17 protein-coding genes and 1 pseudogene are annotated in these 23,695 nt (G+C 33.8%); 16 read left to right on the forward strand and 2 right to left on the reverse strand.

All coding sequences use genetic code 11. The annotated features are described in order from the left end of the window. Window positions 1–490 precede the first annotated feature (490 nt). Window positions 491–2,179, reverse strand: coding sequence for a helix-turn-helix domain-containing protein (locus MKY90_RS30065; protein ID WP_098169017.1), 1,689 nt, complete (start codon window positions 2,177–2,179; stop codon window positions 491–493). Between the two features lie 2,085 nt (window positions 2,180–4,264). On the opposite strand from MKY90_RS30065, the gene MKY90_RS30070 reads away from it, so the two are divergent. The 10 genes from MKY90_RS30070 to MKY90_RS30115 all read left to right on the forward strand — a co-directional run bounded on the left by MKY90_RS30070 (window position 4,265) and on the right by MKY90_RS30115 (window position 17,454). After that, window positions 4,265–5,974 (forward strand): hypothetical protein, encoded by a 1,710-nt coding sequence (locus MKY90_RS30070; RefSeq protein WP_341093759.1) that lies wholly within the window; start codon window positions 4,265–4,267, stop codon window positions 5,972–5,974. Between the two features lie 1,005 nt (window positions 5,975–6,979). Then, window positions 6,980–8,086 (forward strand): conjugal transfer protein, encoded by a 1,107-nt coding sequence (locus MKY90_RS30075; RefSeq protein WP_341093761.1) that lies wholly within the window; start codon window positions 6,980–6,982, stop codon window positions 8,084–8,086. A gap of 2 nt (window positions 8,087–8,088) precedes the next feature. After that, window positions 8,089–8,379, forward strand: coding sequence for a hypothetical protein (locus MKY90_RS30080; protein WP_000421388.1), 291 nt, complete (start codon window positions 8,089–8,091; stop codon window positions 8,377–8,379). A 41-nt stretch (window positions 8,380–8,420) separates the two neighbouring features. Then, on the forward strand, window positions 8,421–8,825 hold the full coding sequence (locus MKY90_RS30085; protein ID WP_341093764.1) for a TcpE family conjugal transfer membrane protein: 405 nt from the start codon (window positions 8,421–8,423) through the stop codon (window positions 8,823–8,825). Between the two features lie 59 nt (window positions 8,826–8,884). Beyond that, window positions 8,885–11,425 (forward strand): ATP-binding protein, encoded by a 2,541-nt coding sequence (locus tag MKY90_RS30090; protein ID WP_341093766.1) that lies wholly within the window; start codon window positions 8,885–8,887, stop codon window positions 11,423–11,425. Window position 11,426: 1 nt separating this feature from the next. After that, complete coding sequence (locus tag MKY90_RS30095; RefSeq protein WP_098319465.1) at window positions 11,427–11,909, forward strand: hypothetical protein; 483 nt, start codon at window positions 11,427–11,429, stop codon at window positions 11,907–11,909. A gap of 32 nt (window positions 11,910–11,941) precedes the next feature. Continuing rightward, window positions 11,942–14,500 carry a CD3337/EF1877 family mobilome membrane protein gene (locus tag MKY90_RS30100; RefSeq protein ID WP_341093769.1) on the forward strand — a complete coding sequence of 853 codons (2,559 nt, stop codon included), beginning with the start codon at window positions 11,942–11,944 and terminating at the stop codon, window positions 14,498–14,500. A gap of 27 nt (window positions 14,501–14,527) precedes the next feature. Then, window positions 14,528–15,766, forward strand: a complete 1,239-nt coding sequence (locus MKY90_RS30105) for a bifunctional lytic transglycosylase/C40 family peptidase (RefSeq protein ID WP_341093771.1) — start codon at window positions 14,528–14,530, stop codon at window positions 15,764–15,766. 51 nt (window positions 15,767–15,817) lie between these two features. Next, window positions 15,818–16,414 (forward strand): hypothetical protein, encoded by a 597-nt coding sequence (locus MKY90_RS30110; RefSeq protein ID WP_000724391.1) that lies wholly within the window; start codon window positions 15,818–15,820, stop codon window positions 16,412–16,414. A gap of 335 nt (window positions 16,415–16,749) precedes the next feature. Continuing rightward, on the forward strand, window positions 16,750–17,454 hold the full coding sequence (locus MKY90_RS30115) for an alpha/beta hydrolase (RefSeq protein WP_341093775.1): 705 nt from the start codon (window positions 16,750–16,752) through the stop codon (window positions 17,452–17,454). Window positions 17,455–17,604: 150 nt separating this feature from the next. Here the strand turns inward: MKY90_RS30115 and tnpB are convergent, their stop codons facing one another. Beyond that, window positions 17,605–18,726: an IS200/IS605 family element RNA-guided endonuclease TnpB gene (tnpB, locus tag MKY90_RS30120; protein WP_341093777.1), complete on the reverse strand. Its 1,122-nt coding sequence runs from the start codon at window positions 18,724–18,726 to the stop codon at window positions 17,605–17,607. A gap of 544 nt (window positions 18,727–19,270) precedes the next feature. Between tnpB and MKY90_RS30125 the strand changes: the two genes are divergently transcribed. From MKY90_RS30125 to MKY90_RS30150, 6 genes and pseudogenes are all read left to right on the forward strand, one after another. Continuing rightward, entirely contained in the window at window positions 19,271–19,471 is a 201-nt protein-coding gene (locus MKY90_RS30125; RefSeq protein WP_000903070.1) for a helix-turn-helix transcriptional regulator, read from the forward strand. Between the two features lie 5 nt (window positions 19,472–19,476). Beyond that, window positions 19,477–19,770, forward strand: a complete 294-nt coding sequence (locus MKY90_RS30130; protein WP_000964484.1) for a hypothetical protein — start codon at window positions 19,477–19,479, stop codon at window positions 19,768–19,770. A gap of 446 nt (window positions 19,771–20,216) precedes the next feature. Next, entirely contained in the window at window positions 20,217–20,480 is a 264-nt protein-coding gene (locus MKY90_RS30135; RefSeq protein ID WP_080018263.1) for a DUF3937 family protein, read from the forward strand. 423 nt (window positions 20,481–20,903) lie between these two features. Continuing rightward, window positions 20,904–21,773, forward strand: a pseudogene (locus tag MKY90_RS30140) (RNA-binding protein). Next, window positions 21,773–22,744, forward strand: a complete 972-nt coding sequence (locus MKY90_RS30145; RefSeq protein WP_341093782.1) for a hypothetical protein — start codon at window positions 21,773–21,775, stop codon at window positions 22,742–22,744. The pseudogene MKY90_RS30140 and the gene MKY90_RS30145 overlap by 1 nt, the downstream one beginning before the upstream one ends. Window positions 22,745–22,986: 242 nt before the next feature. After that, window positions 22,987–23,640 carry a DUF2306 domain-containing protein gene (locus MKY90_RS30150; RefSeq protein ID WP_341093784.1) on the forward strand — a complete coding sequence of 218 codons (654 nt, stop codon included), beginning with the start codon at window positions 22,987–22,989 and terminating at the stop codon, window positions 23,638–23,640. Window positions 23,641–23,695 lie beyond the last annotated feature (55 nt).

Raw genomic sequence — 23,695 nt, forward strand, 5'->3', positions numbered from 1 at the left:
AAATTTTAGCAAAAACAAACCAAGGCTCAATTCATTTCCGATCCGCTTGACTTGCATTTCGCCTGTAAAGTATAGAAACGCATAAATGTACTACGTGTTTGAATCTGGATATATGAATAGTCTATTGCTACATAGTCTTTTAGAAGGGGACTTTATTACTGCTAGAAACTTTTTAGACTATCAATGGATTCTCAATTACCCGTCATGATGAACGGAAGAATACATATGGCTATTACCCTGAAGAAAAATGACTGAGGTGTTTTCTTTCTTCAACAACGGACAAAGCATTCCTTTAATGCTTTGTGAACAATTAAACTTAAACAAACGGGCGCTTTTCTTCAATAAGCATCTTCAACAATCGGGCGCGATTGTTGAACAAAAATTACAAGGGTGATACATATTACACATGACTAATATGTATCACCCTTTATTTTTTATGACTTTTTGTGTTTTAGGTATTGATAATAAATTTAAAGGTATCTGCTTCTTTTTACATAGATTCTATAATTATTTGTCTTTCATACCACTTGTTTAGTTTTTCATTAACACTTTTTGAAATACGCTTCATTTTGTTATTACAGAATCTTGATAGCGTAGCAGGGGATAGACCTATTTCATCTGCTATCTCACGCATTGTTTTATTTTGATGCATATGCTGATACATAATTTTTTCTCGTATCACATCTTCTGATCCTTCAGGAGTTTGTTTTACTGTATCTAGAATATAATGGTTCTCTTGCATACCTATTGCTTTTTTCTTTACCATACTATCTATATTATTCATCAATTCTTTTGGTGGTAAGATAATGATTCCTAATTTTGAATAGTAATTCTTAAACCAATTACGTTCTCCTATCTTTGTTTCATCCAATTCTTCTGCATATGCCCAATGTGAAATGACATTTTCTTTTTCTAAGTCAATTAAAACATTTTCCAGTTGTTCTCGGATTCGAGTTGGGCGACCCTTCGTTGTTTTAATACCTATTACAGATAGTAGACCTTTTTCTCCACCAATGGAGTATGGTCTTTTTAAAGTACTGTATTGTTGACGAATTCGCCACTGCCAGGATAAATAACGTATTAAACGTTTATGAAACTTGTGTCTATAACTATTATACTCTAATGCTTTTTTTGACAATAAAGCAGTTGTACTATTAGAACCATACAAATAGCCTGATAAGAAACTCCCTGGCTTAATCTTACAGGATTCTATTCCCATGTATTCATTAGTATTCTTATCTCTCCATAGCACTACAGAATCAAGTACGAACAGCCTTTTGATTACTTCACGTTTCATTTCGAATTGTTTGCCAGTTTCTGCTTGATCATTCAGTACTACGACTTCATTATCATCATTCAAATAAATAAAGATACTAGCCAGCGCTGCAATACGTTGCGCTACCTTTATCTTATCTTCTGCACGATAATACTCTACACCGTTTGCTGATGCTTTTGGCATATTACATAATTCCAATACATTTTCATAACTAAAATCTATGAATTCATCTGGAGATTTAGCTTGATTTAACCATTGTATTGTAATGGTATCCAAACAGTCTGCTGTAAGATCATCCATATTACTAATTACTCCATCAACCAATATAGACCATCTTTCTGCTTCGTTTGTATTCACTAATCTCAAATCCTCATCCTTATGTGAGGATAGTTGTGCAACTCCACTTGAATTTTTCGTTTCTAATGGCAATACCGGTTTTGCTACTGCTTCATCTTCCTCAAAATGATTTTTTGCTATTCCATCACGTAGTTGATAATACATTGCGTCATTGGTTACAGGATAGTAATCATCCGATATATCTTCTATATGTTCTGTTACCTGACTATCTTCAAAAATTGAAATTTGAGTTGGTTCAACTGCTTCAACTTTTTTTCCGAATTCTTGTTCAATGATCTTATCTAGTACATTTTGAATCTCAATTTTATATTTATCCAGATTGGCATAAATGTTCAACAACGATATTCCTTGCTCTTGTTTCTGACCTAACCAAGAAACAAGTGTTGAAAAGGAAGGGGACATATTAGCTGATGTTACTAATTTATCGTGATTCTCTTGTACTTCTTTATAGTATTTATTCCATTTGGCCCATAACTGCTTGTTTTCTTCATAAATTGGAGCAGCAAGTAGGAGGGCATCACTGAACAATACTAATACTTTTTCCATATTTAAGTACCTCCTAACAATGTTAATAACAAATATAATTTAAATCCTAACACTATGAAACGTCATAGCTATATGATGGCTACATAGCCTTGAAGTTGAAATATTATCAGAATAGTCCTTACAGGTGTCAGCTTTCTTATACAATCTAATTATGGAATCATTTAATTTCTTCTGTGCTTGTCTTTATTATATAAAACTGTTTCTATTTGTAAAATTACTACTTTACAATACAGTTTCAATTTTTAAAAGTAAATTAGCTATTTACTCTGATTTTCTTGCTACATTATTTTACTGCCTTATTGTGGCTATAACTCTTTACTTGAAATCCTACAGCCTTATTGTGGCTATAACTCTTTACTTGAAATCCTACAGCTTTATTGTGGCTATAAACTTCTTACTTGAAATCCTACAGCCTTATTGTGGCTATAACTCTTTACTTGAAATCCTACAGCTTTATTGTGGCTATAAACTTCTTACTTGAAATCCTACAGCCTTATTGTGGCTATAACTCTTTACTTGGAATCCTACAGCTTTATCATGGCTATAACTCCTTACTTGAAATCCTACAGCCTTATTGTGGCTATAACTCTTTACTTGGAATCCTACAGCCTTATCATGGCTATAACTCCTTACTTGAAATCCTACAGCCTTATCATGGCTATAACTCCTTACTTGAAATCCTACAGCCTTATTGTGGCTATAACTCCTTACTTGACCTACAGCCTTATCATGGCTATAACTCCTTACTTGAAATCCTACAGCCTTATCATGGCTATAACTATAACTCTTACTTGAAATCCTACAGCCTTATTGTGGCTATAACTCCTTACTTGAAATCCTACAGCCTTATTGTAGCTATAACTCCTTACTTGAAATCCTATTATTGTGGCTATAACTCTTTACTTGGAATCCTACAGCCTTATCATGGCTATAACTCCTTACTTGAAATCCTACAGCCTTATTGTGGCTATAACTCCTTACTTGAAATCCTACAGCCTTATTGTAGCTATAACTCCTTACTTGAAATCCTACAGCCTTATCATGGCTATAACTCCTTACTTGAAATCCTACAGCCTTATTGTGGCTATAAACTTCTTACTTGAAATCCTACAGCCTTATTGTAGCTATAACTCTTTACTTGAAATCCTACAGCTTCATTATGGCTATAAACTTCTTACTTGAAATCCTACAGCCTTATTGTGGCTATAAACTTCTTACTTGAAATTATACGGCCTTATTATGGCGATACTCCCTTACTTGAAATTATATAGCCTTATCATGGCTGCAACTCTTTATCTTTAATTAGACATAGCTCTATTGTGGCTACAATTTAGTAATTTATGAAACGTTATAGCTATATGATGGCTACAACTCTTAAAAAATGAAACGAGCATGCCCTGATTATTATCCTTCTAAAAAAAATTTTATTCTATATGATTTTATGATAAACGTTGATATAAAGCCATTTCATAAAATATGATTGAAAACTCGATTAAACCATTATAGCTATATGATGGCTACAACTATCATCATAAAAACTCACACAAATCCTTATATACCAAAGGTTAAATCGGTTTTTTATATAAGTTAAGTTGTTTTGAAAACATGAAACGCTATAGCTATATGACGGCAGGAAATATGAAATGAAATGAAACGTTTATAGCGGTATGATGGCTACAACTTTTCAAGTAAAAGCAAAGCTACATCCCTATATAACAACGTTTATGTGGTATTTACAAAATATTATTATTCAACCAAAACATGAAACGTTATAGCTATATGATGGCTACAACTGTAAAACGAAATCAGCGAAAAACCCTATTAAACCAATGCTTAATAAAGATTTACCACAATTTATACCACATTTCATATTTACTAAACTTCATAGACCTATGGTGGCAACAAACTTTTTTTCATGAAACGTCAAACCCCTTGTCGCACAAGGGATTGAGGCACGTTTCATTTTTTTATTTTTCCTCTTAAAGGGACAAATTTCACCAGCATTCGATTTGATATAATCAAAAATGTAATTCTATACCTAATTGTGGGGAAAACTGCAACTTAAAATAAAAGGAGGTGAAAAAGATGGCAAAACCTTTCGTTATAAAGAACAAACGTAGTTTGAATGGTGAAACAACAACACCAGTAATTGTAACAATTAAATCATGGCAAAGATTAGTAGATGCTTTAGAAGGTAAGTATTACAGTTTTAAAGATACTTATCTAGAAGACATTGTGAAGTCAATGTCCTATGAAGAACGAATTGCAGATGAAGAGGGATTTGTTGAACAAGCAAAGCCATCTTTTTCACTGAAAATGAAAAAGATTGTAGATAAAGTAAGTGGATTTGATAAAAACGAAGGCAGAAAACATAAGCTATATGGTATTACAAATGCTGATCTAGAAGTATTTCTATTTCTTCATAAAAAATGTAATACATATGGTGAGCTTTCACATGTATCAATCCACATGCTTTGGGAAGATTATAAAAATTATAAAGAAGCATTTGCACATATTCACCACTCACAATTTTATGTGGCTTTGAAGAAGTTAAGTTTCCATAACATCATTACAATTGAAAATGAGTACAGTGGTAAATATAAAATCACCTTAACTGATTTCATGAATAAGGAAACGAATAAAGCAAATGCATATACATTTATTAGCCCGATAGTATTTACCAAAGAATTCTTTGAGTTATCCATTGCAGCTAAGAAACTATTCATGGATGTAGCAATGCAGCAGAAACGCGAAACTACCCTGAAACGTTCTTTATTCAAAGTTGATGAACAAGGAAACTCAACACACTTTGGTGGTATGTATCGTTACTTACATAAGAAATACCCACATCAGATTCGTGCTGTACTTGAGGAATTAGAAACAAAACTTTCTGCTACCGGATCTCCTTTATTTAAAATTTGCAAGTTAGAAAAAGGGAAGAAGAATAAAAAGCAATACACAACATTGCATTTATCTGTACATCCTGATTTCTTATGCGCGAAAGAAGAAGGAGCAGAATACCGTGATCCATTTACACCACGCGATACATATAAGCGTAAAGCTAAATTTATAGAAAACTTGTTAGTTGAAATGAATATTGCTGAATTTGCCAAGGATATGAACCAATTCATTAACGTTTTAAAATACTCTTGTCATCGTCAGATTCGCCAAGTAGTTCGTGGCTTACGAGAAATGATTGATCGACAAGAAGGATATCCGAAAAAGCTTGTTTATACGCTAAGTAAATTATTAAAGCAATCTTCTCAATATCGTGTATTAGACACAGCTGCTAAAACTGGAATTTATCCTTTGATTACACACAATGTACCTAAACACGATCAAGAAGAGGCCATTTTTAAATTTGGTACTCATTTTGCTATATACTCTTTACGAAATGTTCAAAAGCTATTCCGTAAAGCGCATGACCTGCTTCATGCGAAATATGCTGTACCTGTAACTATAGATACTTACCATCGTAATTACATGCAGTATCAAGAGGAATCACTATTTAGAAAATATGCTTATGAGCAAGGAGTAAATATTAACGCATATACAGCATTAGAAATTGAAATTCGCGAACTCTTAAAGTCTAGTGGGCATAAAGGAAATCAAATCCCTAGCGATATTCGTGAACTGTTCATTGAAAAAATTGATAAATTGCCGAAGGAAAAGATTCGTGTAATTGAGGTCCCTGAAGACTTTGATTTAATTCAGTTTCTACAGTCCTTAGAAGCATATTACCGTTCAACAAGTGAAATACCACATACGGTTGATCAGCTGCTTCCTGCAATGTAAAGATACAGCTCTCTATTTTTGAAAAAAACAAAAGTAGAGGGCTATTCGTGTTGGAGGTAACGTATAGAGTGTATTACTTCAAACAAAACAGAGAGAAAGTTTTCAATTTAAATGATTACTACTCTCTATTTTTTATGCAATTCCATACATTGCACGTGAAACAAAAGGAGATATTCACAATTTCTAAGATTTTAAATCTGAATATTCATTCTCTTTATATCATTTCATCTACAAAAAAGCAGAAATATTTATTATTTTTCTGTTGATATCTTAATAAATTTGATCTGATGTGTATAATATATAGCCATAAGTACTGTTCTTATCCTGTTCTATCTCTTAATCTACTTAAAATCAGAAAAATAGCTGTTAATTCTGTTTAAAAAGTGGATACTGTTCCTAACTTTGACCAATTTGTTAATAAATTGTGTGTAGTTTTTTTATAAATGTGGAAAGTTTGTTCGTAAGTCATCAGAATTTACATTTATTATTTATTCCGTTACTTGCATCAAATTAACGATGATTATATGTAGTTTTTATATACCTACTTTACGATATTTTGTAGTTTTTAATCCTCATCCAGCTCATTAAGTACATTCCCAGTATTTACTTTTTATGATTTTTTGCGGCTAGAGTAAGTATGAACCCCTAGCACGGCAATGTTTTAACATGATTTTTCCTCTGTATAAAAGTATTATCTTTTTTCTTTATATATATATTAAAGATATATATTATATTAGGTTTTTATATTGTGTAATACTTACTATAGAGAATAGACCCTGTGTAAACCCAATTTCATTTCTTAATGGAATTGGGTTTTTTATGTACTTTAATAAACATTATATTTAGTTTTAATTGTCCTAAAAAATTTTTGATATAAAACATAATTTTTTTTTGTTTCTCTTAGATTTCCGAAAAAAGTAAATCATACTTAAAGTAGATAGTTGATTAGTGGAAATTACAATGAACTTTGTAATCTCCGAACCATTTAAAAAGAGAGGTGAAGACATGGTAAAAAAGAAATCCCAGAAAAACGCCGAAAAAAAGAAATTTACATTCTTTAAAAAAGCAAAGAATAAAACAACTGAAATATTAGATATGCAACAAGAAAATTCAGAAGCACTTAAAGAAAAGAAGAAACGTAAAACAAGGGAGAAAGTTCCAGCGATAACAGGAAGAAAAGTAGGTAAGGTTACATTTTGGTGTGTGATGGGATTCGTGTTTGCCGGAAGCTCCCTTTCATTTATCCAACTTGCTGGTCCTCCTAGAGCAGTAGCTGTTCAGGAAAAGAAGGAGGAACCCGTAAAAATTAAAATGTCAGAAGCAGAATTAATTGCATATGCGAATAGTTTTGCCACTAATTATTTTAATTGGAAAGTTGATATGAATGTAGCTGAAGAACGAAAAAAACGATTAGAGAAATTTCTAGTTGAAGGATCCGATGAGCAAGGTGGATTAAATAGAGATACTTTAAAAAACGCTTCTAGTACTTTAGTTAAATCGGAAGCAGTAGGGGTCCGACAAAAAGGAAATGAAGCAGAAGTTACATTGAAAATCATTCAGAAACTAGAACCTGTAAATAATCCTGCTCCTGGGACGACACAAGCTCCAGACACATCAAAAGAACCAAAAGAAGTTACAAGGTACTTCTCTATTCCAATTTTAATGGAGAAAGGGAGGATGGTAGTCCCTAACAATCCTACGATCGTTCATGGAGAGAGAGAAAAGGCTCCTTATAAAGTAGCCACTTTCAAATCAGAAGGACGAGAAATTAATACAGATGCAGAAATAAAAAAAGTAGAACAATTTTTACAATCTGTATTTAAAGTGTATACAGAAGGAACACCAGAAGAAATTGCTTACTACTTTGAAAAAAGTAATATAACAAATGGACTAAAAGGTATTATGACATTTAGCAAATTAGAAAACCTACGAATTTATGAAGATAGAGATAAAGGGTACAGAGTCTTAGTTGATGCCAAGTTAAAAGACAATGATAGCAGCTTAGAGTACACATACACATATGATTTAAATCTTGTAAATAAAGATAACAAGTTTTCAATTAGCTCTATGAAGAAATTTGAAAACACATTAGAGAAAGTGGAGGGTAAATAATTATGGAGCTTTTGGGATTAGATATGTTAGCTCACCAATTACCTGCTATTACAGATGCAGCTGTAATAGGTAATATTAATTTTGGAGTAAATATTAAAAATTGGTTAGTAGCTCAATTAGGTCCAATCTTTTTAGTTGTAGCACTTATTGGAGTAATTATCTTTGCAGTTAAACGACAAATGGCTGGTTTACTTGGTTGGATAATTGTTTGTGCACTATTATCAGTTTTTGTATTCTCACCAGACGTTTTCAAAGATCTTGGTACAAAATTATATAATTTAGTATTCAAGTGATAAATTAAAAATCTCTGAAAATATTAAAGGGGTTGGTAGAAATGACTCAAAAGCCGACTCGTAAAGAAGTTAGGACATACAACTCGATATGGGATATTCCTAAGAGTTTATACGGGATAAGGGACTTAACCCTCCCTTTCCCAGTTCCTTATAGACAGTTGGGCTTCTTTGTTGGATCTTTACTTTTAATTTTAATTCTAGATCAGTTTTTACCTTTAGGAAATAATGTGTTTTTAAAATATTTAATACTACCAGGTGGAATAGCATACTTCTTTGGCAATGTAGAATTGGATGGAAAAAGCCCACATAAATTTTTGTTTCGATTTTTCGTGTTTATGTTCGAAAATAAGAAGATTAGCCGCTATAAAGATACAACTGATAATATTGGAAACTATCAATATAAAACCTTAATACGATTCAAGGATGATTCAATCAATAATAAGTAATTAATTAATCTATACGGAAGAATTATTTTAGTCTCATATTCTTCTCTAAGGAGGGTAAAATGAATCAGGTTGAATTTCCAGTCAAATACTTTCACGAAAATTTGATTTTTAACCAAGATGGCTCTTGCTGGGCGTATTATGAGGCATACGGAATACCATACGAGTTCCGAGGCGATGATGATAAAAATACCTTATTCATGCGTCAACTTGGCTTGTTTTGGAATTTTGATGAAGAAAAGCACCTCTTAATGATTCCTGTTTATCAGAACTTCCAAGAAAAAGCAGATGAATTCAAAGAAACAGTAAGCGGTGAATTAAAAGAACTTGCAATTGATCATACAGATGATGTCGTACATGAGCTAGAACGAAAATTTGGTAAAAATGCAGTAGAGTACCGATATTTTATTGGCGTGAAATTAAAGGTAAGACACATACAAGAAGGGTTTAAAGAAATGTTGTACACAGCATTTCATACCTTTAAAAACACTGCAGAACAGTTTGGGTTACTTGGTGATACCAAAATACTAAAAACTGATTTGGAGATGTTTAAAAGAGAAGCTAGCGCTTTTAAAAATAAAATAAGAAAACATTTGGCTGTAAGGGCTCTAGAAACTAATGAAACGCAATGGATTATATTAAGAAACTTCTATCGCACATTAGAGGCGCCAGTAACTGCTGGATGGACACCTCCCGTACAGAATGACGACTCTGCAATAATACCAAATCAAGAAAGCTTATTACGATTATCCGAAGCAGAATTTGATGTTAAAGGAAGACATATTGAAATGTCCCAGATTGGTACCGACGGGTTAGAATATCCAGCATATATGAGCTTTTTATCTACATCTAAAATCCCATATAAGATGGAGTTTCCAGACCAAGAGTGGATGTATATGATTCAAAACATAGATTTCCCTATTGAATTAAGTGTCCGTACAGAAAACATAAATCATCGTAAAGCACTATCTAAACTAAATAAGAAGAAAAAGGATTTAGAAGATCAAGAAATGCATGCAAGGGAAAATGCACAAACTGTTGGATTAAATGTGTATGAAGGTGTTCAGGAAGCTACTGAGCTACAAGCCCTCATACAAAAGACACGTATGCCGTTAGTAAAAACATCAGTATCTTTCTGTATATGTGCCGAAGATTTAGATACAATGCGTCGGAATACAAATTCACTCATTTCTATTTATAGAGAGATGATGATTGAACTAGTAAGACCATATGGAGATCAGTTCCTCCTGTTTAATGAACATATCCCTGGGGCAAGAAGGTATGTAAATGATTATATACACTTTATGGAACCTGGAGTACTTGCGGCCGGTATGTTTGGAGCAACACAAGATTTAGGGGATAATATCGGGTTTTATATTGGAACAACTGGTATTTTAAACAAAGCAGTCTATATGACACCTTCTCTCGCAGCAACAAATACCGTTGCAAATCAAAAAACAAGCGCACTTTCAGTTGCAGTAACGGGAAGTACTGGTTCTGGTAAATCATTTGGAACGAACTTAATTGTTTACTTAGCTGTTCTTGGAGGAGCACAAACACTGATAGTCGATCCGAAAGGTGAGAGGGGGAACTGGACAGAAGATTTACATGGTTTAGAAGGTAAAGTAAACGTAATTACACTAGGGACTGATAGACGAGATGAAGGGAAACTTGACCCATTTATCATTCATAAACATAGCCGAAAAGATGCAATTGAGTTAGCGATGACAATTCTTACTTTCATTACAGGTATTAAACCTGATAACTCGGAAAAATTCCCGCGCTTGGCTTCTGCTGTAGAATTTGTTGCAGGAATGGAAGAGCCATGCTTAACGGCTGTATCTCAATACCTTGAAGATAGTGAGGATAAAGTGGATCAACAATTAGCCGCTCATATTCAAGCATTTGAGAATTTATCATTTGCACACTTAATCTTTGGTGATGGAACAAATAGAGATATTGAACTTGATACAGCAGTAAATATCATACAAATTCAGCATCTTGACATGCCAGATATTCAAAAAGATCCGAAAGATTATACCCTACAAGAAAATTTATCGGTTAGTATGCTAATGTCTCTATCTTCTTTTGCAAGAAAATTCTTTCAAAAGGATCCTACTAAATTCAAAATTGTTTTATTGGATGAAGCATGGGCAATAATGGGGACTTCTCAAGGGCGAGAGTTAGCTCGTAAGTTAGTCCGTGAAGGTCGTGCCTTAAACTCTGCAGTATACTTTGCAACTCAAAGTGCAAGTGACCTTGGGGATGAGACATTTAAAAATAATATCGGTATGAAGTTCTCATTCCGTAATACAGACAGTAAAGAAATTTCTTCAATCTTAGATTTCTTTGGATTACCTGATAATGAAGAAAATCATGCGATTATTACTAATTTAGAAACAGGACAATGTTTATTCCAAGATATCCAAGGAAGAACAGGTGTTGTCACAATGGATGTAGTGTTTAAGGATTTATATGATGCATTTGATACAAGACCAAATGCGAGAAAGAATTATAGAAGGTCAAATGATGATGAAAAGCAGGAAGTTAATGCAACCTTTGTCGAGGAAGGGGGAGAAAAAATAAACGTAGGAGTGAGTTAATATGTTAAAAACTAAACTAAAAAAATTAATACTTTCTAGCCTATGTGCTGGCGCTCTAATTTTGAGCGCAGCATGTGGAAATAGCGAAACAAATGTAGGAGAAGAAAAAGATAAACAGGGGCACACTCCTAGAGAAATGATGTTGGACTTTGTAAAGGCCGACTTACAACATGATAATAAAACAATTAGAAAACTTATCGTCGATGGAGATAAAAATAAAATTTTAGATCCGAATCAAGGGCCACAAAATAATTTATCTTACAAAGACTATACAGTAAAAGAGTATGTGGTAGATAAGGATACAATTATGTATAACTTTATTTCAAAGAAGCCCCCTAAAAACATCGATAAAGCAGTGAAATGGGTAAGAGTAGTTCGTACAGAGGATGGATTTAAAGTTCGAAGTTATTCTGGCCCTCAACGAAATGAAATTGATGAGGTAGCAAATACTAAACCGACAAATGAGTTTAGTTCGAAAGATTAATAGGTTTCCCATAAAAGGGGGAGTAACATGTAATGAAAAAGTTTATTACCCTATTGTTATTAATTTGTACTTTGCTTTTAGCATTTAATTTACTTTTTAAAGCTGCTCCAGTATATGCAGAGGAAGAACCCAGACCTTCTCTTATAGATGATATCATTCCAAAGAATAAAGAAAAATTAAAATATGAAGAATACCCTGCAAGTAGCTATGGAATTGACATTTATACACCAGAAGGGGGATTTGGTGAATCTCTCAAGTTTTGGAAATGGGGAGACAAAGTAAAAGAACAAATGGTTGCTGTGTTATTTAGTCTTGTAAGTATTGGATGGACCATTAATCTTGCAGTTAGTACTTTTGTTACAAGTATGGTCGGCCAATCTATGAGTCTCAATATTGTAGCTGATGTAGGAGATAAATTAGGCGATGTAATATCTAAAGCAGCAGGATTCAATGGTTCTTGGGGTAATGGAATATATAGTGAATTAATTGGACTCATGTTAGCTTTATTAGCCTGCTGGGTTATCTGGGTAGGTTTTGTACAACGACGCCAGTCAGAGATGCTAGGAGGATTGTTAAAGGCATTAGGTATCTTAGTTTTTACTTTAGGTTTTTTCGCAAATTCAAGTTATATTATCAAAGGACTGAACACTTTCTCTGAACAAGTAAATAAAACTGTTCTTGATTCCACTCAAAGTATTAGTGGAGCAAGTCAAGGATATTCAAGCGGTGTCGATTCCATTACTGATTTAACACACACTCTATTAATAAAACAACCTTATACATTACTGCAGTTTGGTACAACAGATATGAAGAAAATCGGTGATGAAAGAATTAAGAAAATGTTAACAACAACAGGAGCAGATGAAAGGCAGGATCTATTAAAAGAGGAAGTAGAACAGAAGAAAAATACGATATTAACTTTGGATGCTACTTTTGAGCGTGGCGCTTTAGTATTACTACTTTTCTTAATCAATGGACCTTTATGGGTTGTCTTAGGCTTATGTAGTATGGCGATGTTGTTCTACCAATTAATGTTTATTATCGTAGCGCTAATGTCACCAGTAATGTTATTGATGGCTTTAGTACCTGCATGGACTGGGACAGCAAAGAGATTTTTATCTGAATTGTTCCGAACACTGCTTATGAAAGTTGCAATTGGCTTTCTTATCACTTTAATGTTTTGGGTTTCTTCGATCTTATTTAGCGCAACTGATAAGTATGGTTATTTAGTAGTTGCTGCATTACAAGTACTTTCGTTTTTAGGTGTTTGGTTATATCGTAAAACAATTTTCGATGCTATTACTACAGTACCAGCAAGTGCCGGAGCTGCACGCGCATCAGATGCTATGAGTAATATTAGGCAGAAATATCGTGATGTTAGACGTGGATCTAAGACAGTTGGAAGGGGTGTAGCAGTAGCTGGCGCCGCGGGTGTTGCAAGTGCTGCGGTGGCAGGAAAAGTGGGTAAATCAGGCTACAGTAAGTTTAAACAGTTGAAAGAAAACTATGCAGATAGAAAAGAAAAGGTAGCAGATGGTAAACGCAAGGAAAAAGAACAAATGCAAGCAGAAAAAGAAAAAAATATTAATCAAATGAAAAAAGAAGAAGATTTAGGTGTTCGCGATAGAAAAGGAGATCAGGAGCATGAAAGGGTTAAGGAAGAAGTAGCCGCAACTAAAGAGAATCCAGAATTAGCAGTACGAGAGAAACATGAAGATAATAATCCTGAAATACAACAAGCAGAACTAAAAGATAAAGAAGAGGATGTAAAAGCGGATGTTAAACCAGTAGTGCAATCAAATGAGGAACTAAAAGATAAAGAAGATGTAAAAGCTCAAGTTAGACCGGTAGCAAGTCAAAATAATGGTGGACTTGAGAATAAGCAAGAAGATGTAAAGGCGGAAGCAAAACCAGTAGCAACAATTAAAACACCAACGGGTCAAATAGAATCAATGGATGGCAAACCGATCACAACACCACAGCCAGGAACAACACCAACACCAGCGAATCCGATGGATGGCAAACCGATCATAACACCACAGCCAGGAACAACACCAACACCAGCGAATCCGATGGATGGCAAACCAATCACAACACCACAGTCAGGAACAACACCAACACCAGCGAATCCGATGGAAAGTAAGCCAATCACAACACCACAGTCAGGAACAACACCAACACCAGCGAATCCGATGGAAAGTAAGCCAATCACAACACCACAGTCAGGAACAACACCAACACCAGCGAATCCGATGGAAAGTAAGCCAATCACAACACCACAGTCAGGGACAACACCAACACCAGCGAATCCGATGGAAAGTAAGCCAATCACAACACCACAGTCAGGAACAACACCAACACAACCGAAACCGATTGAGAGTAAACCAGTCACTACTTCACATGTAAGTACGCCACAAAAACAAGTAGAGGTAAAACCGGTTAATCCACAACAAACTAAAGATGTTCCTAAAGTGAATAATCAGCAACAGGTAAAAGAAGGGGCAGCAATTAAAAAAGTTGACACGAAAGCACAAACACAACAAGAAGCTTTAAAAAATGTAAAAGCAAAAGAAACCAAAAAACCTAAATAATTCAGCTCATGAGGGAGGGTTTATACATTGAGTGCGGAACCAAATCGCGAGCTTGAAAATGAACATCATCCTGAAGCTGAACTAGGGAATGCTAAGCCTGCCTTGAAAAAGGCAGGCCATTCTTTAGGGAAGGCGGCTGGTAAAGGATCAAAATTAGCGGGTAAGGCAGTTGCACAAGTAGGTAAGAAAGTAGCAGTTAAAGTAGCACAGAAGGCAGCTACAGTTGCTGTTGCAAAGCCATTATTAATAGTAGCCGGTGTTATTCTAGCTGTTGTTGCAGGTTTAGGAATTGTGATATTTTTATTAACTGCCACAATGAGTGAAGATGAAGTCAGCCCTGGGGGAATTAGTGGTCCTTTTGCACCAGGTACTGCAAGTGTCAGTCCTGAAGTAATGAGATGGGAGCCATTGGTAAGGAAATATGCGGCGCAACATGGCATAGAAGCAATGACTCCATTAATATTAGCTCTTATTCAACAAGAAAGTTCTGGGACGCAATTGGATGTTATGCAAAGTTCAGAATCACAAGGGTATCCTCCTGGGTATTTTACTGATCCAGAAGAAAGTATTAAATATGGTTTAATGCATTTTGCTGATTGTCATAAAAAATCAAATGGTGATCAAAATACTACATTACAATGTTATAACTACGGAACTGGCTACGCTAACTATGCAGTTTCGAAAGGTGGATATACTCACGAGAATGCAAGGGCATTTTCTGCAGAGCAATCAGCTAAAAATGGTTATAGATGTGCATCATGGCGAAGTGCGGAGGCAGTAGCTAATAATTGGTGTTATGGTGATCCAGATTATGTCCCATATATTATGAGATACTATCAACCTGGTCAAACCCCTGGTGGTTCTGGTGGAATTGCTGGTGGTAGCGTTTTAGGTGATGATGTATTCCAAGCCATTATGGCAGAAGCACTAAAGTATCAAGGATGGCCATATGTTTTTGGAGGGCGAACACCAAATACGTCATTCGACTGTAGTGGAATTATTGAGTATACGTATTCAAGAGTTGGTATTAATTTATTTGGTACTGCACAAACCCAATGGGATAAAACCCAACGTATAACAGATCCTAAGCCAGGAGATTTAGTATTTTTCCATAGTACTTATGCTACAAGTAACTACATTACGCATGTTGGCATTTATGTAGGAAATAATACAATGTATCATGCTGGCGATCCGATTGGCTATGCTGATTTAAGTAAATCATATTTTCAACAGCATTTTGCGGGATATGGTCGTGTAGTTAGATAATAATGCATGTAACACCTAGCAACTTATGAAACTGCGAAAAGGAGGTAAATGATGAAGAAAATTACCATTATAATAGCAATTTTATTAATAGCTAGTGTAGGGTTTTTAATAAAATATCAATCTGATAATGAGAAACTTAAAACTGATAATATAAAATTAACGAAAAAAGTGGAAAAGGTGGAGGCACAATACAATGATACGAAAAAGGAATTATCAGCTCTAAAGAGTAACAATCAACAACAAGTAAAGGAAGCTGCAGAACGATTTCTTAAAGCTTTCCGTACTTATGATACGGGTAAAGGCGAATCATACCTTGCTAATATCGATGCATATATAACACCGAATGCAAAGAAAGAATTAACACCACCAGGTGGACCGACGCAATCTGCTCCTGGGGCTGGAGATGAGAAAGAAAAGAAGAAAGTTTCATTTCAATCTGAATACACAGGTGGCGAGTTGTATTATGCATTTTTGGATACTACAAAAGCAAATGTATTAGCAAAAGTGAAAAGCAAAATTACAGTTAATGGTGTTTCATCTGATAATATGTCATTAATGCAAATAAACCTTATCTATGATGGAAATAAGAAGTTATGGCTTGTCGACAAGCTTATACCTTTAGCAGATTTAAAAGATCGTATGCCTTAAGTGGTGTAACCAGTAATAGAGGTGCAGAGATAATAAAGCTGTTTAATTTATAATATAGTCATTTAAAAAATAATATAATTGTTTAAAAATCCTTCTTCCGCTAACAGAGTAGATTAGCTCAATAAGGATCAAAATAAGAACTTATAGCTTCTGAAGAAATAAAAAAAAGAAAGATTTTAAATACAAAATAGACTCTGTTATATAGAGGCAGAGGGAGAGTGAAATTCATTTGTGATAAATTAGTAATAGTTTGATTTGTTTAAAACTGAGTAGAGGATTATAAAGTGTGTGCAGTTTTTGGCCAATTCTTATATGTCTTATTCGACGGAGGAAATATGCTTAAAGATAATTTTAAAATTAGTAATATTCCCACGGTTTTATGGGGAGGTAAGAGTGAAAAAATTTTTATTGCAGTACATGGAAATATGTCAAATAAGGAAGATGCAGTTATTCAAATATTAGCTGAAGAAGCCAATCAAAAAGGTTATCAAGTATTAAGCTTTGATTTACCTGAGCATGGAGAAAGAAAAAATGATAATACTCCTTGCAAAGTACAGTTTTGTATTAGTGAATTATCTATAATTATGAATTACGCAAAAGAACATTGGAAAGAAGTAAGCGTGTTTGCATGTAGTATGGGAGCTTATTTTAGCCTTTTAGCTTATCAAAATGATGTGTTAAAAAAGGCATTATTATTATCACCAGTAGTTAATATGGAACGAATTATCGAAAATATGATGAAATGGTTTAATATAACACCAGAGCTTTTGCAAAAAGAAATGACTATAGAGACACCTATTGGTCAAAAGTTATATTGGGATTATTTATGCTATGTAAAAGAACATCCTATTAATACATGGAATACAGATACATATATTATGTATGGAGCCAAGGATGAACTGTGCGAATTTGAAACTATTAACTATTTTACAAAAAAACATCGTTGTGAATTAGAAGTCATGGAGACAGGTGAACATTACTTTCATACTGAAGAACAGTTAAAGATATTTAAACAGTGGTTAAACAAACATATCGATTAACAAATTACAATTTATCTTGAACCTGTTAGAGAAGAATGGTGAATATATAAACTGATATTATATTTGAGAGATATTTTGAACTACCCCCACTTTCACTTCGTTTAGAAGTGGGGGATTCCTAAGTAAAGAGTTCTATCGAACTCTAATTGATTAGGCTAACCCCGCAGTCCTTGCGGTTAGAAGCCTTATTGCTTCATTCTTTATATTGATACTTGCGTTAATATCCCTATCATGGTGTGTACGACAAGAAGGACAGTCCCATTTACGTAGGTTTAGATTTTTAACGTCTTTGTTTTGATATCCACAACAAGAACATAATTGGCTGGAAGCAAATGTTTTCGATACGACAATGACTTGTTTGCCATACCATTTTGCTTTATATTCCAACATGGTTCGAAACTGTGACCAAGATACTTCACTAATTGCTTTTGCTAACTTACGATTTTTTAACATATTCGATACTTGCAAATCCTCTATACCAATAACATCGTGGTTTTTGATGATTTCAGTTGAGACTTTGTCCAAGTAATCTTTTCTAGCATTCGTCATGTATTCATGAATTCTAGCTACTTTTACTCGTTGTTTATTCCAGCGAGAAGATCCTTTCATTCTTCTAGAAAGAACACGCTGTGCTTTTGCCAACTTCTCTTCTAATGATCGAAAAAACTTCGGATTTTTATAGGTTGTTTCATCTGACAAAATGGCGAAATCTTTTAGTCCCACATCCATTCCAATGTAAGAATTTGTTTTCGGAAGTTCTTGCACTTCTGTTTCAACTAACAATGACACAAAGTATCTGCCAGAAGGGTTCCGTCTAACTGTAGCATTTAAAATACGTCCTTTTACTTCACGACTTTTGGCAAATCGAACAAGACCTAGTTTTGGCAACTTCATTTTGTTTCCTACAACGGCAATATTTTCATTTGTTTGTTTTGTGGTATAAGATTGTACGTTGTTTTTCTTAGATTTAAAGCGCGGTGCGCTGTTTTGTTTTTTGAAAAAGCGTGTATAAGCATCGGCAAGGTTGCGAACAGACGACTGAATCGCAATACTATCCACTGCTTTCAGCCAAACAAACTCTTTCTTCATGGCAGGAAGTTTGGCAGAGCATGTACCATAGGTCAAGCCTTTTCCTGTCTCTTTGTATGCGTGATCCCATAAGGATAGAAAATGATTGAATACAAAGCGGGAACAACCAATCGTTTTGTTTATTAGAATTGCTTGTGCTTGATTTGGATAGATACGAAACTTATAGGCTTTATTGAACATCATTTCATTCACCTCCATTTCGGTATATAACTATTATACACAGAACATATATTCGATAGATAGTAAAGTAACACCTTCTGTATGTCGAACAATTAAGATGGCTTCCTGCCATCCCTTGTTCGAAGCCAATTCATCTCCCACCTACTCACTTCGCGTTCCTTGAGGAAGGAGTTTTCTTGGCTAAAATGATAAATGTGAATGTAATCACTTAAACAAACAGGTGCTTTAGTTCAATAAGAATTAAACAACTTTAAGGATCCTTACCACACACTAGATTGTAGCAAGGCTCTTATATTTTCATAAGAAAATTAAATAACTATATTATCGATTTACAATAGAAAAACCCCTCTTAGCGTTGTTAATAAGAGGGGTTTTTAAGTGTTTACTGTAACTTTGAAATAAAGTCGTACTGTTTTAAAGAAAGTGTGGATTTGCAATAAAGTTTAACCATTTTGAAAGAAGATTAACTGTTTATAAAAAGCGTTTTGTCAAAAATACTTTACGAATTGTAAGAAATAAATTACAATTATCTTAAGAGGTGTTGCTTTTGTTACATAATAGAATTGTAGTTTGCCGAGCAGAAAAAGGTTGGACGCAAGAAGAACTGGCAAAAAGGGTGGGTGTTAGTCGACAAACTATCGCTACTCTTGAAAAAAACAAATATAACCCTTCTCTAATTCTTGCCTTTAAAATCGCAAATGAATTTGAAAAGCCAATAACTGACGTGTTCGATTATCAGGAGGAGTGAGTCATATGTTGTGGTTAAAAATTTTATTTTTAGTTGTAATATTCATCAGTCAGATGTACGTAATACAATTTCAGTCCAGTGATGAAGCAAAAGACGAAAGAGGAAGAGAAATTCAATATAAAACAAATAATGTGTTGTACAATATCTTATCTGTAGGTATCATTGCCATATATATTTTTCAATCAATAGATATAGTTTCTTCAGAATTTCTACCTGATTTATTGTTATATTTCGTGCTTTCATTAAGTGTACTAGGCAGTATTTTTATATTTATCAACAGAAACAGGAAAAATTACTAACATGGGTTAGGATTTTTAACTTTTTCTGTTAGGCCAATGAACAAAATGTATCTTTAAAAAGTGAAATTTATATGCTGATCATGAAGGAATATTATTAAACTGAAAACTGCATTCATTTAAGTAAATTACATAAAATAAACAATCTTTTTTATAAAAGCTTAAGGAATCCAAAATTAAAATCTATACATTTTGATTAAACCTTTTCAAAGTGTGTGGATTTTTTCTATAATTTCATCTCAAAGCAGTATATATTACGAAAGGGAGTTTAAACAATTATTTTGTAAGCTCAAAATTCACTTTTATAAAAAATAATAGTACTTCATATCAATATAATGAATTAACACGGCATCAAAAGAATATGCTGCATATTGTATTTATTTGGTTTTTTTATGTTAAAATTAAATATAATGATGTAAAAATATAAAGAACCAAAATAAGAATATCTAATGAATATTGAGAGGTGTTACATGTTTAAAAATAAGAAATTAATTCGATTTGGTCTAACATTATTTATATGTTTATCTATAATTGATTTTACAATCAGTTATTTTCAAACATATCTTGAATCAGCAGCAGGGATTAATTGGGTAGTTCCTGAAATTTGGAGATTTATTTTGATTGATGCTCCTGAAGACGTACTTGTTCTGTTAGGTGCAATTGCCTTATATCAATTCACAAAAGAGACATCGCAAAAAAACGTATCAATCTAAATGCGCCTTTTTATAATTCGTAAAACTCTAAAGGCTCTTATAAAGTACAATATAAAACCTCTTTTCTGTCTATAAGAATGCAGAAAGAGGTTTTTTTAATAATGTATTCACTAATAGCGGTTGTAAAAGGCTCATCTTCTAATCCTTCAAATAAGCTTTTTTCTCAAGTCCATCTATATCTACTTTTTTAGCCCTTTAAAGCTAATTTTTTTGTATACTGTCCATCCATATAATCATATACGAAAAGTTGTCCATTCTTTAATCTTTATGAATAAGGTAAGGTGCAGATCTAGTGAAAAACAATTAAAAATTTTAGAGAATATTTCTAAAAAACTTAGTTTCTCAGTTAAAAGTAACAATAATTCTAGTAGAAGTATTATTTTGGGATTTTTAAATATTGAATGAGGGAGAGGAGATATTTTTATGGATTCAAAAACTTATGAAAAGCTACAGGCACTACGTAGATATAAAGAGCCAATTCAAGCAGTATTGAGAACGGTTAAAAGACAAGATAAAGACGATCCAGATACTGAATATGCTGAGTTTGCCCTTGAAAACGGTAAGATTATAGGTATTTGTAAAAAAGAGGACTTCTCTGATTACTCTTTTAGAAGTATTACACAATTCACAGGAAATATTTTTAACGTAGTAATTACTCAAATTTCTGATGAACTGGATGTAAATAAAGTTCAGGTTTCAGTAAAAGAAGCAAGCAGGAGATCTGCAGATGCCTTAATTCGTGAGTTAATAGAATTGGAGCAAGATGAAAGACTTCAGGAACCTACTTACGAAGCTGAGGTAACTGGATATAACATGAATGCTCAGGTTCCAACCATATTCTTACGCATCAATGGTGCAGAATGCTTCATGAAATTACATGAACTAAACTATGGAAGAGTGTATAAAAACGCTGTGGATCGCTATGCACCAATTGGAGAACATATCCCAGTTAAGGTTCTACAATTTAATCCAGAACAGCGACTAATCCACGTTTCTAGAAAAGCCGCCGTGGAAAATCCTTATCAGTTATTATCTGAATTAGCTGAAGGGGATACAATTGTAGGAAGGGTTGTAAATGTTGACCCGCGTTTTGGAGTTTTTGTTGAATTGGACCAAGGCTGCACAATTAAATGAATTGTCCCTAAAACAATCGAACAACCAGTATTGGATGACGTAGTAAGTATGAGAATTGTAAGTGTGGATGTGGAAAAAGAGAGAGGGTCGGGGGTTATCTTTAAGTTTCCATTTGGACGCAAAAAAGTTAACGATCCAACGGCGTTTTTATATAACTAATGAGTGCGCCGCAGGTTTCCGTACAAGAGAATGGAAAGGCGGTTCAATATTGGCTTAATAGGGACGAATCGTTATCACTTTGGGATGACCCCTCTTTACAGGGGGGACCAATTCTTCCAGATAAATTTAAACCACTCACAGATTTACGTAGTATATATGACAGAATTAATTCAGGTTTTATAAATGAAAAAGACAATTTAATACTAAAGCTTATTTGGGATTCATTAGCGATTACTGAAGCTCAAATTAAAAATTTTGTGGAATCTAAAATTAGTAGGTCACAGGTTTCAGAATCGCTGAAAAAACTGGTACTGTATGGATTTGTTAGTCGATGGGAGATAAAATCGGGGCTATTTCCGGAACAGCCCAAAACCTCTGCTCCAATCACTTTAAATACTGCCGGTCATTTGATGATGTGGGCTTATCATAACCGTAATACAAGCTATTCTTTAAAGCCAGAACAGTGGTTAAAACTTGGAGTAGCAGGGGTACAAAGATTTGTCACTATGAATCAATTAAAATATGAGTTTGCAGTAGGCCAACAAATATTAAAAAACTGGTGCTGGTATCCGAGGCTACAAGGTACTGGTACTGGGTATAATCCAATTGCTGTTGGAGAAGTTAAAACTCCGATTGGAAATCAAAACTTCATATTTGAAAGGGTACAACAGGGGCAGCGATATGCACAACATTTAAAATCGCGATTGAAAATTTGGGAAGATCAAATTCAAAATGGACCAAATAATTTATTGAACTTCGAAAATACGAAGAGTTTACCAGGTATTTTTATTTTATCTATATCTAATCTCGCTTTAGCAGAACATGTTAGAGAGGAGCTAATGTTAGACTTACGTAAAATTCCTATCATGCTCGTAATAGACGAATGTATTCACAGTGAGGGATTCGCAAAATCTTTTTATATTTCAACTCAAAACGGAATTCAGCAAGCACCATTACCATTTTTGAGATAACAAGAGCTGCTTCAGGTAAATATGCTGAAGCGGCTCTTTGTTGCTTTAACAATGAATCGATATTCATAACTCAACTTTTGTTTGCGGTATATCTAGTTTCATTTTTATAGATTTCAATTAGAGTTGTTTTGATGAAAAGAATGTGGTGAATAAATAATTAAAGAAGGCTTTTCTATTTTTCCCTAGAATGAACAGTAATGTATAATCTAACTTCCCTAAATGTAGCAAGGAGGCAGTAAAATTTGAACAGGAAAATCTGGTTTGTATTTACTTTTTTTGCTCTTTTAGTAGCTGGCTATGTTGTTGTCCAATATTTTATTATGGATGGATTTCAAACAGGGCTTGTCAAAACGAAGCTTATGTTTGTATCTAAATTAAGTAGTTTTTGGTACATTATGTTATTTATACATATTACAACTAGTATAGTAGCATTAGTAATCGGTCCGTTTACATTATCCACAAAATTTAGAGGAAGAAATATCAACCGTCATCGAATAGTTGGGAGAATCTATATGGTTGGTATATTATTAGGGGGCGTTTCAGGACTATACTTATCCTTTTACGCTATGGGGGGATTGGTAGCAAAGATTGGTTTCGGTTTGTTAGCCGTGTTTTGGCTAACATCAGCATATCAAGCATTAAATAGAGCTAAGAATAAAAAAATTGAAGACCATCGGAATTGGATGATCAGAAATTATTCCTTAACCTTTGCGGCAGTTACATTAAGAATTTGGCTACCTTTGTTTGTATTGCTGTTTGGATTAGAGCAGTTTGAGCTTAGTTACGCTGTTATTGCTTGGTTAGCGTGGGTACCAAATTTAATTATTGCAGAATTATTTATAAGACATAGACTTATTAAAGGACAATACCAGGGAAATGAGGATTTACATTTTTGATGCAAATCTAAATTAATGTTGAGGACAGAATTCCTCAGCAATTCAATGTTTTTTT

This window comes from Bacillus sp. FSL P2-0099, from assembly GCF_038007445.1.
Lineage (GTDB): Bacteria > Bacillota > Bacilli > Bacillales > Bacillaceae_G > Bacillus_A > Bacillus_A mycoides.